Source organism: Ramlibacter ginsenosidimutans, from assembly GCF_016654015.1.
Lineage (GTDB): Bacteria > Pseudomonadota > Gammaproteobacteria > Burkholderiales > Burkholderiaceae_C > Ramlibacter > Ramlibacter ginsenosidimutans.
In genome coordinates, this window is record NZ_JAEPWM010000001.1 from 218,993 (window position 1) to 230,935 (window position 11,943).

Genomic DNA, 11,943 nt, shown 5'->3' on the forward strand with positions numbered 1-11,943 from the left:
GGGTTTCGTGAAGGTCCCCGACTAGTACGAAGCGAAAGCCGCGCCGGTTACACCGGATCAGAGTTCGCCGTAACTATGTAGCCCGGACAGGAACATGTTCACGCCCAGGAAGGCAAAACTGGTGACCGCGAGCCCCACGAGGGCCCACCAGGCAGACACATTGCCGCGCAGCCCCTTCATCAGCCGCATGTGCAGCCAGGCCGCGTAGTTCAGCCAGACGATCAGCGCCCAGGTCTCCTTGGGGTCCCAGCTCCAGTAGCCGCCCCAGGCTTCCGCCGCCCACAGCGCGCCCAGCACCGTGGCGATGGTGAAGAAGGCGAAGCCCACGGCGATGGACTTGTACATGAGGTCGTCCAGCACTTCCAGCGGCGGCAGCTTCTCGGCGATGCGGCGGCGGGTGAACAGGATGCCGCCCACGATCAGCGCAGCGACCCCGAAGTACATCACCCAGTACGTGGTGCTGCCCTGCACGGACTTGCGGAACACGAGCGGCAGCACCGTCAGGAACACGCCGACGGCCCACAGCGGGGCCAGCCGGGTCCAGCGCACTTCCGTCGCGTGCTGCTTCACGAGATACGCGAAGGAGACCATCGCGGCCAGCGAGAAGGTGCCGTAGCCGATGAAGTTCGCCGGGACGTGCAGCTTCATCCACCAGCTCTTGAGCGCCGGCACCAGCGGCTGGATCTCCTGCGCCTCGCGCGCGAACGCGTACCAGAGCAGGAAGCCGACGGCGGCGCTCACCACCAGCATGACGAAGCCGCCCAGGGCGCGCGTGCCGTACTGCTCCTCGAAGTACAGGTAGAAGGCCGTGGTGAGCCAGCAGAAGAGGACGAACACCTCGTAGAGGTTGCTCACGGGGATGTGGCCGATGTCCGGGCCGAGGAGGTAGCTCTCGTACCAGCGCACCATCATTCCGATCAGGGCCATGCCCACGGCCGCCCAGGCCAGGCGCGAGCCGATGGCCTGCATGGCCGGCCCCTGCCCGCGCGCGAACGTGCCGATCCAGTAGAACACCGTGCTCATCACCATCAGAACGCTCATCCAGAGGATGGCCGACTGGCTGGAGAGGAAGTACTTCAGCCAGAAGACGCTGTCGGCGCGCGCCATGTCGCCCTGGTACGAAGCGATGGACAAGAGCGAGAAGCACGCGACCGTGAGCATGAGCACGCGCAGCGGCCGCCAGAACCAGCCCAGCCAGATGCCGGCCGGCATGGCCGCGAGCAGGATGCCCTTCTCGTACACGTCCATGTACTGGTGGTACTTGCCGAAGGCATACAAGCCGCCGGCGAGGACGAAGGCGGCGAACAGCCAGTCGAACCAGTTGCGCCGGGAGAAGTAGCCTTCGTCCAGCGTGATGGTGCGGCCTGCGGTAGTGGTGGCGGTGTTCATGTGCGGTCTCCCAAGAGCCGGTCCCGGAGCTTGTCGAATTCGCGGTCCACGTCCAGCAGCTTGCGGTTGGCGGACAGCGCCATGCGCGCCTGCGATCCCTCTTCGGCCGGGCTGAGCCAGACCCAGAGCCGACGCTCCCGAACATACAGCATGGCGAAAACCCCCAGGATCAGCAAGGCGCAGCCGAGGTAGACGATGTAGTGGCCGGGCGAGCGCGTCACCTGGAACACGCTGGCCTGCACCTGCTTGAAGTCCTGGAGTTCGAAGGCCATGGGCGCCGGGTAGGCGAACGCGTCGCTGAGGGCCAGCACGGACTGCGTGACGAAGGCCTGGGCGTGCTCGTCGCGCGGCAGCGGCGCCAGGCCCGCCTTCTCGCGGCTCAGCTCCATGAGTTCGAACAGCGCGCCGTTCAGGATGCGCACCAGCACCTCGCCGGCGCGCGGACGTTCGGCCTCCGGCACGTTGCCGTCGATGAATTCGGAGACCGCCTGCAGTCCGCCCACGGACTTGCCCGGTCCGCCCTCGGCGCCTGCGAACAGCGACAGCGCCCGCAAGGTCGAGGCCGTGAGCTGCTGGGCGAGTTCGGGCCGCGAAGGATCGGTCGCGAGCTTCGCATACGCGCGCACCGCGGCCTCGCGCATCGCCGGGTCGGCGAGCGCGGCGCGCAGGCGCAGGAAGCCGTCCATGCTGCCCTTGTCGTCGGCCGGGATCCGCATGTAGCGGAAGGTGTCGTCGGCGGCCTCGCGCATGCCGAGCAGGAACACCGGCGCGCCGTCGCCCAGGTCCACCGGCAACATGTAGTTGTGGAACTCGCGCGCCTGGCCCGACGCGTCGCGCAGCTTGTACGTGATGCTGGGGCCGACGTTGCGCAGCTTCTTCTTCGCATCGGGCTTGTTGGCCGCACCCAGGCGCGCGTCGAGCGCCGCCTTCAGGTCCACCTTGCGGACGTCCGTGCCGCTGCCCTCGTTGCCACCCAGGTTCTCCACGTTGATCACTCGCAGCGCCGTGTACTCCAGCGTCATCTTCTGCGCGCCGCCACCGGGCCCGCGCGTCAGCTCGGTGGATCCGCCGATCGTGCCCTGCACGTCGAAGCCATGGCCGCTGCCGTCCAGGGGCACCGCCTTCAGCGTGACGCTGGAGCCACCGTCGTCGAAGCTCGACTGGTAGATCTGCACGCCGCGATGGCTCACGGGATGGTTGACTTCCACGCGTGCGGGAAAGGATTCGCCGGTGTCGCGGTCGTGGATCACGATGTCGCTCGCGAACAGCTTGGGCATGCCCGCCGAGTAGTACTCCACGACGAACTTCTTCAGCTCGATGGAGAAGGGCAGCTCCTGCAGCAGGATGCCGTCGGACTGGTTCAGGACGGCCGTGGACGACGCCGTGCCCTCGGCCACCATCAGGTTGCCCCGGAACGCGGGGTTGGTGCTCGCGAGCCGGTGCTGCGCCGACACCTGCGAGATCAGGCCGCCGCCGTTGTAGGGCTGCTTGCCGCCCCACAGCATCTGCGCGCGCACGACCAGGTCGCCATCGAGCAGGCCGCCCAGGCACACCAGCACGATGGCGCTGTGCGCCGAGACATAGCCGATCTTGCCGAGCCCGCCCGTGCGCGCCGCGACCATCCAGCCATTGCTTCGCTGCTGCAGTCGCACCTTCCAGCCGCCCCGCGCCAGGGCCTGGCCGATCCGCTGCGCCTCGGTTTCCGGCGGGTCGGCCAGGCGCGCTTCGGCCCGGTGGTGGAACGCCAGCAGGGAGCCTTCGCGGATGTTCTCCTTGTACGTCTTCAGGTCCGCCAGGATCTTGGGCGCATTGCGCGCGATGCACAGCGAGGTGCTGACGACCAGGAACGCGAGGATCAGCAGGAACCACCAGGCGCTGTAGACGGCGTCGAGGTGGACCGCCAGGAACAGCTGGGCCCAGAACGGACCGAACTGGTTGACGTAGTTCGGCATCGGCTCGTGCTGCTTGAGCACGGTGCCGATGACCGACGCGATGCAGATCACCGTCAGCAGGGCGATCGCGAACCGCATCGACGAGAGGAGCTCGACCAGTTCCTGGGGCCGGCGCGGCGCGCGCTCGGCGGGCGGGTCGGCGGTGATGGTGCTCATGACTTCCGGACGAAAAAAGGCGGGCGCTCTAGGAGCTGCCCGCCCGTGATTGGTGCCGCCCCGCGGCGTTTAGTTCAACAGACGACTTGATCTAGCGCAAGCCGGCGACATAGTCGGCGACGGCACGGATCTCGCGGTCGTTGAGCTTGGCCGCGATCGCGGCCATCTGCGGGCTGTTCTTGCGGATGCCGTCGCGGAAGGCGACGAGCTGGCTGGCCACATAGTCGGCGTGCTGTCCGGCCAGGCGCGGGTACTGGGAGGGGATGCCGGCGCCGTTCGGGCTGTGGCAGCCGGCGCAGGCGGGCGCCTCGCGGTTCTGGATGCCGCCGCGGTAGATCTTCTCGCCCAGCGTGACCAGTTCCTTGTCCTTGGCGAAGCCGGGCTTGGCCTGCTGCGCACCGAGGTAGGCCGCGATGTTGCGCATGTCCTGGTCGGTGAGCTGGGCGGCGAAGCCCTGCATGATCGGGTTCTGGCGCCTGCCGGCCTTGAACTCCTCGAGCTGCTTGACGATGTATTCGGGATGCTGCTGCGAGAGCTTCGGGTTGGCGGGCGTGCCGGAGTTGCCGCCCGCGCCGTGGCAGGCCACGCACACTGTGCCGAACTTCGCCTCGCCCGCGGCGGGGTCGGGCTTGATGGCAGCGGTCTTGGGTGCCTCCGCGTTCGGCGCGGCTGGCGCAGGCGTGGCCGCCTGCGGGCCAGGCGCCGGCATCGAACTCGCAGCCTGCGGGGGCGCAGCCGAGAGCCCCGATGCGCCCGCGGCAGGCATGCTGGCTGCGGGCGCAGCGGCGGATGCGGCGGGCTGTTGGGCCCAGTTCGGGAGCGCGGACGCAGCGAGCACGGCGGCCAGCAGCAGGTAGGCAGGCGTCTTTTTCACGTTTCTTTCGTTATGAGGCGCAAAACCGCCGGATTCTACAATGCCGCACTCCGCCCTCTTCCGCCCCCCAATGACCTCCCCTCCGGCCCCGCGTGGCCCCGCCTCCCCTGCCCCGTCCCCGGAGGCCGCGCAAGCGGTGGCCTGGCTGCACACGGCCAGGTTCCTCACCACCGCTCCCCGCCTGGAGCACCTGCCGCCCCTGGACGTGCCGGAAATCGCCTTCGTCGGCCGCTCCAATGCCGGCAAGTCCACCTGCATCAACATGCTCACGCAGCAGAAGCGCCTGGCCTTCGCCTCGAAGACGCCGGGCCGCACGCAGGCGATCAACCTGTTCGCGCTGGGCAAGCAGGGGGCCACCGATGCGGTGCTCGCCGACCTGCCCGGCTACGGCTATGCCGCCGTGCCCAAGGCGGACAAGATCCGCTGGCAGCAGGTGATGGCCAATTACCTGGTCACCCGCGAGAGCCTCACCGGCGTCGTGATGCTGGTGGACCCGCGCCACGGCCTCACCGAGCTCGACGACATCCTGCTGGAAGTGATCCGCCCGCGCGTCGAGGCAGGCATGAAGTTCCTCGTGCTCCTCACCAAGGCGGACAAGCTGAACCGGTCGGATGCCAACAAGGCCTTGTCCATCGCGCGACTGCAAACGGCCGGCGGCGAGGTCAAACTGTTCTCGGCCCTGAAACGCCAGGGCGTGGAGGAGACCTCGCTCCTCCTGTGGCAGTGGGCCCATCCCGACGCGACCTGAGCGCCGGCCGCGCCGCTGCCGCCGCGGCCACGGAGGTTCCCGCATGAAGATCGAGACCTGGCAGCAGCCGCTGCCGCACGGCATCAACCTCAGCTGCCGCGGCGCCGGGGACCGCGGCCGCCCCGTCCTGCTGTTCCTGCACGGCTTCCCCGAAGCCGCATTCATCTGGGACGAGGTGCTGCTGCACTTCGCGCGCCCTGAGCACGGCGGCTACCGCTGCGTGGCGCCGAACCTGCGCGGCTACGAGCAGTCCTCGCAGCCCGCGGACGTCGCGGCCTACCGGCCCAAGCACCTGGTGCAGGACATCGCGGCGCTGGCGCAGATCGAAGGCGCGCCGCTCGCCTGCCTGGTCGCGCACGACTGGGGCGGCGCGGTCGCCTGGAACTTCGCCAACCAGCTGCCGCAGCTCACGCGCAAGCTGGCCATCGTCAACTCGCCGCACCCCGGCACTTTCCTGCGCGCGCTGCAGGAGAGCCCCAAGCAGCGCGAGGCGAGCGCGTACATGAATTTCCTGGCGCGTCCGGACGCGGAGCAGCTGCTGCGCGCGGACGGCTACCGCCGGCTGCTGGGATTCTTCACGAACTGGGGCCCCGCGCCCTGGCTGACCGAGGAAGTGAAGGCGCAGTACCGCGCGATCTGGGACGCGAGCCTCACCGGCGGCCTCAACTACTACCGCGCCTCACCGCTGCGTCCGCCGCGCGAGGGCGACCCCGCGGCGGCCGCCGTCACGCTGCCGCGCGAGATGCTCACCGTGGACCTGCCCACGCTCGTCATCTGGGGCATGCAGGACGCGGCGCTGCTGCCGGAACTGGTCGAGGGCCTGGAGGAATACGTCCCGCATCTCACGCTGGAAAGGGTGCCCGAGGCGTCGCACTGGATCATCCACGAGCAGCCCCAGCGCGTGATCGCCTCGCTCGAAGCCTTCCTGCGTCAGTAGACGCCCGGCTCGCCGGGCGGGCGCGTCTTGAAGCGCTTGTGCACCCAGTAGTACTGCGACGGCATCTCGTCGATGTACTCCTGCAGCCGGCGGTTCATCAACGCGGTGTCGGCCTCCGCATCGCGTGTCGGGAAGCCGGCCCAGGCTTCCATCACGCGCACCTCGTAGCCGGTCGGCGTGAGCCGCGTGATGAGGGGCACGACCTTGGCGCGGCCAAGCCGGGCAAAGCGCGACAGCGAAGGCACGGTCGCCGCCGGCACGCCGTAGAAGGGCACGAAGATCGAATCCTGCGCACCGAAGTTCATGTCCGGCAGCAGGTACAGCACGCCTCCTTCGCGCAGCACGGAGACGATGTCGCGCACGCCTTCGGAGCGGTTCATGGGACGCGAGTCGCCGAAGCGGTAGCGGCCCTTCAGCGCCCAGGCGTCGACCACGGGATTGCTCTGGCGCGTGTAGATGCCCACGAAGCGGCGGGCCACCTGCTGCGACAAGGCGGTGACGCCGGCGTCGAGTCCGACGAAGTGGGGGCAGAACACGATGGTGCCTTCGTGCCCGGCGAGCTCGCGCACGGCGCCCGTGAGCACCAGCCGCCGCAGCAGCACGTCCGGGTCGCCGTGCCACAGCCACGCGCGATCGAGGAAGGACTGCGCCACGTGGATGAAGACCTCGCGCGCGACCTGCCGGCGCTGCGCTTCGCTCCAGTGCGGAAAGCACAGGCGCAAGTTGACGTCGACCACCGTGCGGCGCGAGCGCACCACCAGGAACAGCAACACGCCGACGGCCCACCCGAGTCCGCGGATCCAGCGCAGCGGCAGCGGCGCGAGCGCGCGCATCAGGAGAATGCCCAGGCGGCTGATCATGCGGGCGCCTCGGTGCGCGGCTGCTTGTAGCGCGCGTAGCCCCAGAGGTATTGCTGCGCGCCGGCGCGCACGAGGCGTTCCATGGCGGCGTTCACCTGCGCCGCAGCCTGCACCGGATCCTCCGCGAGCGCGCCTTCCCAGGGCTGCAGGTGCACGACATAGCCGCGGCCGCGCGGCAGGCGCTCGCCCCAGGCCAGCAGCAGCGCCGCGCCGGTCTGCTGCGCGAGCCGGGCCGGCAAGGTCATGGTGTAGGCGTCGCGTCCGAAGAACGGCGCCCACACGCCGAGGCCGCGCGGCGGCACCTGGTCCGGCAACAGGCCGACCGCCTCGCCGGCCCGCAGCGCGCGCAGCATCTGGCGCACGCCGGCCAGCGTGGTGGGGACGGCTTGCATGTTGTCCCGCGTGCGCGAGTTCGCCACCAGCTCCCGCAGCCACGCCTTGCGCGCGGGGCGGTAGAGGACCGTGATGCGGCCGAAGCGGGCCGCATACGCCTGGGCCGTCACTTCGAAGCAGCCGAGGTGGGGCGTGAGGAAGACGATGCCGCGGCCCTGGGCCCGCAGCGCCTCGATGCGCTCGGCTCCGTCCCAGTGGATGGGGGCCGGCGCGCCGAACCAGAGCCGCGGCGTCTCCGCCAGCAGCTTGCCGGCCTCGGCGACGGCGCGGCGCACCTGCGCGAAGCCGTACCCCGCCTGCCGGGCGTTGTCGAGGAAGCGGCGCCGGTAGGTCGGGGAACACACGAAGGTGAGCCAGCCCAGCCCCGCGCCGGCAAAGTGCAACAGCGGCAAGGGCCATCGGGAAAACAGTTGGAAGAGCGGTTTCACGCGGTTTAGAATTCTGGCGTCGCCGAGTTATGGAACTACTTGCAGGGCGACGTTAAAGAATTCTGCTAAAGCGTTCGCCCAAGCTCCGGCAGAAGGCAACGCGCCTTCCCAAGCCAACCAACGGAGTTTATTCAAGTGGCGAACGATTTCCTCTTCACGTCCGAATCCGTGTCCGAAGGCCACCCCGACAAGGTGGCGGACCAGATCTCCGACGCCATCCTCGACGCGATCTTTACCCAGGACCCGCGCAGCCGCGTGGCCGCCGAGACGCTGACCAACACCGGCCTCGTGGTGCTGGCCGGCGAGATCACGACCAACGCGCACGTGGACTACATCCAGGTGGCGCGCGACACGATCAAGCGCATCGGCTACGACAACACCGAATACGGCATCGACTACAAGGGTTGCGCGGTGCTGGTCGGGTACGACAAGCAGTCGAACGACATCGCCCAGGGCGTGGACCACGCCTCCGACGACCACCTGAACACCGGCGCCGGCGACCAGGGCCTGATGTTCGGCTATGCCTGCGACGAGACGCCGGTGCTGATGCCCGCGCCGATCTACTACGCGCACCGCCTGGTGGAGCGCCAGGCGCAACTGCGCAAGGACGGCCGCCTGCCCTTCCTGCGCCCCGACGCCAAGAGCCAGGTGACGATGCGCTACGTGGACGGCAAGCCCCACAGCATCGACACGGTGGTGCTGTCGACGCAGCACAGCCCCGAGCAGAGCGACGGCAAGCACATGAAGCCCTCCTTCGTCGAGGCCGTGATCGAGGAGATCATCAAGCCCGTGCTGCCGAAGGAGTGGCTGAAGGACACGCGTTACCTGATCAACCCCACGGGCCGTTTCGTCATCGGCGGGCCGCAGGGCGACTGCGGTCTGACCGGCCGCAAGATCATCGTCGACACGTATGGCGGCGCCTGCCCCCATGGCGGCGGTGCCTTCTCCGGCAAGGACCCGTCCAAGGTAGACCGCTCTGCGGCCTACGCTGCGCGCTATGTGGCGAAAAACATCGTGGCCGCCGGCCTGGCGAAGCAGTGCCAGATCCAGGTGGCGTACGCGATCGGCGTGGCCAAGCCGATGAACGTGACGGTGTACACGGAAGGCACCGGCGTCATCCCCGACGACCAGATCGCCTCGCTGGTGCACGACCACTTCGACCTGCGCCCGAAGGGAATCATCCAGATGCTCGACCTGCTGCGCCCGATCTACCAGAAGACGGCCGCGTACGGCCACTTCGGCCGCGAAGAGCCGGAGTTCACCTGGGAGCGGACTGACAAGGCCGCGGCGCTGCGGGCGGCGGCGGGTCTGAAGTAATCATCAAACCCAGCAACCGGACGCAGAGGACGCAAAGGTTTCGCAGAGGACGCAAAAGAAAACCCTAGAAGGTTTTTTCTGCGCGCTTCTGACTTTTGCGACCTCTGCATCCGGTTGTCGGCTCCCGCATTCGGGACGCAAAGGTTCGCAGAGGACGCAGAAGAAATCCCTTAAAGGTTTTTTCTGCGTCCTTCCTGCTTTTGCGGCCTCTGCGTCCGGCTGTCCGCTCCCGCCTTCGGAAGTCCGCTTTACTGCGTGCTCGCCGTCGTCTGCAGGCCGTAGTCCTGGCGCTTGAGCGCCACGTAGGTGCTGCGGTCCATTTCGTGCAGCTGGCGCGGGTAGTGTTCTGTCGCGGCGAACCACTGGTTGATGCGCTTGTCCGTGCGCTGGGCCTGGGGCAGGTCCATCGTGTTCAGGTACGCGTCGATCGCGAGGTAATAGCGCATCGCATTGCGCTCCACCGCGCCCCGCACGCCGTTCGTGGTGAAGCCGACCTTGCTCGCGCCCGCGGTGGCCATGTAGGCGTTCATGGCGAAGCGACCCATGCCGCCGAAGCCGTAGCCGTAGTTCATGTGCATGAACGTGTGGCCGTTGTCCAGCGGCACCGCTTCCACGTTGACGCGGTAGTCGTGCGTGCTGAACGGACCCTGCGCCGCGTTCAGGCGCGTGTCGAGATAGTCGTCCGACGCGGCCACCGGAGAGAACCCGAAGTCGATCCGGTACGCCTGGTCGGCGGGCTGGTCCGGCTTGCGCGCGATCAGCACGGTGAGGTGATTGCCGCTGGCCTGGCAGCCCTTGGTGTTGAAGGGCAGCAGCATGATGTCGCACCAGGCCGCGGGATCCTGCAGCGCCTCCTTCACCTTGTCATAGGGGTGGTCCAGCACCGCATACACGTCGCCTTGCAGCGTGTTGCCGTGCTCGGCCGAGTCGATCACCATCGGCCGCCCGTACGAGTTGTGCTGCAGCTGCGGCTTGAGTTCCGTGTAGCGGCTGCGCAGGCTGCCGGCGTCGGCGTGCGCGGCGACGCTGGAGAGGGCCAGCAGGCTGGCGGCGGCCACGCCCGCAAGGCGGGCCAGCATGGGTGTCCGGATCATGCGTGTTTCCTGTGGGGGTCGGCTTCCTCGGTGTGCGAAGCCTCGGTGTTGTCGGTGCTGGTGCCGGTGGTCTCGGACTCTTCTTCCAGGAAGGCCTGGACATCGAGCTGGATGCCGCCCATGAACAGCGAATGCGGCGCCACCTCGTACAGGTAGCGACCGCGCGGATTGAGCACCAGCCGCATGCGCAGGCGCGGCGACTCGATGCCTTCCCACGCGCGGATCAGGCGCGTGCGGACCAGGTTGTCCCCGCACTGCAGCGACTTCAGCTTGTGGTAGTTGGTCGAGAGGTCGACCGCATCCAGGTACCACGCCGACTGCTTGTTGCGAGCCAGCAGGTTGGCGGAGAGGTCGATCTCGAGGGTGAGCAGGTTGCCTTCCACTTCCAGGAAGAGATTGCGGCCGAGGAGTCCGCCATTCGTCTCGCCGTACTTGTACGTGAGATGCAGGTGCGAGGGCGTCTTGCGCAGTGAGTATTTCATGGGGGTTCACCCGATGGGCACAGCGTGAGGGCGAGGCCGGCGCGCCCACGTAGGACGTTCTTGCGTCTCCCTGTGGGTGCGCTCAGCCACGTGCGCACCGCAGCGCCACGACCGACGTTTCCTACACGGGATGGCGTGCTTTGGCCCACGGCGCGGTTGGCCCATCGGCCCAAGATGGCAGTTATCCCCTCGAAACAGACAAAAGGAGCAAGCAATGGCTGCTGAAGAACGCGAAGACCGCGACATGAACCGCGACCCCATCACCGACGAACCGGGCGCGCACCCGATCGGCACCGGCATCGGCGCCACCGGCGGCGCCGTGGCGGGCGCGGCGGCAGGTTCCGTCGCGGGCCCCATCGGGGCGGCCGTGGGCGGCGTCATCGGTGCGGTGGTCGGCGGACTGGCCGGCAAGGCAGCGGGCGAGGCGGTGAACCCGACCGCGGAAGAAGCCTACTGGCGCGACAACTACAGCAAGGAGCCGTACTACGAGCAGGGCCGCAGCTTCGACGACTACAGTCCCGCGTACCGCCTGGGGCTGTCCGGCCGCGAACGCTACCCGGACCAGTGGACGGGCGTCGAACCGCGCCTCGCTTCCGAATGGGAAAGCCAGCGCGGCAGCTCCAGCCTCGACTGGGACCGTGCCCGGCCGGCCTCGCAGGCCGCGTGGACGCGCGCCGACACGCAGTACCGCAACTACCAGTCGCAGGGTGCCGGCACGCAGGCGCAGGGCGGCAACTACCAATCGCAGGGCAGCAACTACCAGTCCCAGGGCAGCAGCACGGCCGCCATGGGGACGGCCGGCGCGGTGGGCGCCATGCAGCAGGCGGGCAACAACGACGGTGACCGCGGCGACGTGGCCGACGTGCTGAAGGACCTGGTGGAATGCTGCAAGGACGGCGAGTACGGCTTCCGCGAATGCGCCGACCAGGCCAAGGACCAGAGCCTGAAGTCCACGTTCCTGCAACGCGCGGACGACTGCCGCCGGGGCGCCCAGGAGCTCAACGAGTGCCTGCGCCGCTACGGCAAGGACACCGAGGACAGCGGCAGCACGATGGGGGCCATGCACCGAGGCTGGGTCTCCATCAAGTCGAAGCTCACGACCTACGACGACAAGGCGGTGCTGGAAGAGGCCGAGCGCGGCGAGGACAACGCCAAGGCGCGCTACATGAAGGCCTTGCAGAAGAACCTGCCCGACGACGTGCGCCAGGTGGTGGAGCGCCAGTACCAGGGCGTGCAGCGCAACCATGACCAGGTGAAGATGCTGCGCGACCAGTTCCGCACCGCTTCCTGAACGGAGTACAACGAGGGGCTTC

At 68.3% G+C, this 11,943-nt stretch carries 11 protein-coding genes; 4 read left to right on the top strand and 7 right to left on the bottom strand.

The window, feature by feature from the left end; genetic code table 11:
- Positions 1-57: 57 nt before the first annotated feature.
- From ccsB to JJB11_RS01155, 3 genes are all read right to left on the bottom strand, one after another.
- Positions 58-1,389 carry a c-type cytochrome biogenesis protein CcsB gene (gene ccsB, locus JJB11_RS01145; protein ID WP_201166069.1) on the bottom strand — a complete coding sequence of 444 codons (1,332 nt, stop codon included), beginning with the start codon at positions 1,387-1,389 and terminating at the stop codon, positions 58-60.
- Positions 1,386-3,497, bottom strand: coding sequence for a cytochrome c biogenesis protein ResB (locus JJB11_RS01150; protein WP_201166070.1), 2,112 nt, complete (start codon positions 3,495-3,497; stop codon positions 1,386-1,388). Before JJB11_RS01150 ends, ccsB begins: the two co-directional genes overlap by 4 nt.
- A gap of 91 nt (positions 3,498-3,588) precedes the next feature.
- On the bottom strand, positions 3,589-4,206 hold the full coding sequence (locus JJB11_RS01155; RefSeq protein WP_377370801.1) for a c-type cytochrome: 618 nt from the start codon (positions 4,204-4,206) through the stop codon (positions 3,589-3,591).
- 235 nt (positions 4,207-4,441) lie between these two features.
- Between JJB11_RS01155 and yihA the strand changes: the two genes are divergently transcribed.
- Together yihA and JJB11_RS01165 are read left to right on the top strand one after the other, a co-directional pair.
- On the top strand, positions 4,442-5,119 hold the full coding sequence (gene yihA, locus JJB11_RS01160; RefSeq protein WP_201166071.1) for a ribosome biogenesis GTP-binding protein YihA/YsxC: 678 nt from the start codon (positions 4,442-4,444) through the stop codon (positions 5,117-5,119).
- Between the two features lie 43 nt (positions 5,120-5,162).
- Positions 5,163-6,056 carry an alpha/beta fold hydrolase gene (locus JJB11_RS01165; RefSeq protein ID WP_201166072.1) on the top strand — a complete coding sequence of 298 codons (894 nt, stop codon included), beginning with the start codon at positions 5,163-5,165 and terminating at the stop codon, positions 6,054-6,056.
- Here JJB11_RS01165 and JJB11_RS01170 read toward each other — a convergent pair.
- Together JJB11_RS01170 and JJB11_RS01175 are read right to left on the bottom strand one after the other, a co-directional pair.
- The gene (locus JJB11_RS01170) at positions 6,050-6,916 is read right to left on the bottom strand and encodes an LpxL/LpxP family acyltransferase (RefSeq protein ID WP_201166073.1); all 867 of its coding nucleotides are present in this window, start codon (positions 6,914-6,916) and stop codon (positions 6,050-6,052) included. The genes JJB11_RS01165 and JJB11_RS01170 overlap by 7 nt on opposite strands.
- Positions 6,913-7,737, bottom strand: coding sequence for a lysophospholipid acyltransferase family protein (locus JJB11_RS01175; RefSeq protein ID WP_201166074.1), 825 nt, complete (start codon positions 7,735-7,737; stop codon positions 6,913-6,915). The genes JJB11_RS01170 and JJB11_RS01175 overlap by 4 nt, the downstream gene beginning before the upstream one ends.
- A 135-nt stretch (positions 7,738-7,872) precedes the next feature.
- Here JJB11_RS01175 and metK point away from each other — a divergent pair, with 135 nt between their 5' ends.
- The gene (metK, locus tag JJB11_RS01180) at positions 7,873-9,054 is read left to right on the top strand and encodes a methionine adenosyltransferase (RefSeq protein ID WP_201166075.1); all 1,182 of its coding nucleotides are present in this window, start codon (positions 7,873-7,875) and stop codon (positions 9,052-9,054) included.
- Positions 9,055-9,302: 248 nt separating this feature from the next.
- Here metK and JJB11_RS01185 read toward each other — a convergent pair whose 3' ends face one another.
- Positions 9,303-10,148, bottom strand: coding sequence for a hypothetical protein (locus JJB11_RS01185; protein ID WP_201166076.1), 846 nt, complete (start codon positions 10,146-10,148; stop codon positions 9,303-9,305).
- Positions 10,145-10,630, bottom strand: coding sequence for a hypothetical protein (locus JJB11_RS01190; RefSeq protein WP_201166077.1), 486 nt, complete (start codon positions 10,628-10,630; stop codon positions 10,145-10,147). The genes JJB11_RS01185 and JJB11_RS01190 overlap by 4 nt, the downstream gene beginning before the upstream one ends.
- 214 nt (positions 10,631-10,844) lie before the next feature.
- Between JJB11_RS01190 and JJB11_RS01195 the strand changes: the two genes are divergently transcribed.
- Positions 10,845-11,921, top strand: coding sequence for a ferritin-like domain-containing protein (locus JJB11_RS01195; protein ID WP_201166078.1), 1,077 nt, complete (start codon positions 10,845-10,847; stop codon positions 11,919-11,921).
- The last annotated feature ends 22 nt before the right edge of the window (positions 11,922-11,943 follow it).

Coding starts and splice junctions, on each gene's coding strand:
- JJB11_RS01165 (WP_201166072.1), top strand. CDS start 5,163: ATGAAGATCGAGACCTGGCAGCAGCCGCTGCCGCACGGCATCAACCTC.
- JJB11_RS01155 (WP_377370801.1), bottom strand. CDS start 4,206: ATGCCGGCGCCTGGCCCGCAGGCGGCCACGCCTGCGCCAGCCGCGCCG.
- JJB11_RS01195 (WP_201166078.1), top strand. CDS start 10,845: ATGGCTGCTGAAGAACGCGAAGACCGCGACATGAACCGCGACCCCATC.
- yihA (WP_201166071.1), top strand. CDS start 4,442: ATGACCTCCCCTCCGGCCCCGCGTGGCCCCGCCTCCCCTGCCCCGTCC.
- JJB11_RS01150 (WP_201166070.1), bottom strand. CDS start 3,497: ATGAGCACCATCACCGCCGACCCGCCCGCCGAGCGCGCGCCGCGCCGG.
- JJB11_RS01190 (WP_201166077.1), bottom strand. CDS start 10,630: ATGAAATACTCACTGCGCAAGACGCCCTCGCACCTGCATCTCACGTAC.
- ccsB (WP_201166069.1), bottom strand. CDS start 1,389: ATGAACACCGCCACCACTACCGCAGGCCGCACCATCACGCTGGACGAA.
- JJB11_RS01170 (WP_201166073.1), bottom strand. CDS start 6,916: ATGATCAGCCGCCTGGGCATTCTCCTGATGCGCGCGCTCGCGCCGCTG.
- JJB11_RS01185 (WP_201166076.1), bottom strand. CDS start 10,148: ATGATCCGGACACCCATGCTGGCCCGCCTTGCGGGCGTGGCCGCCGCC.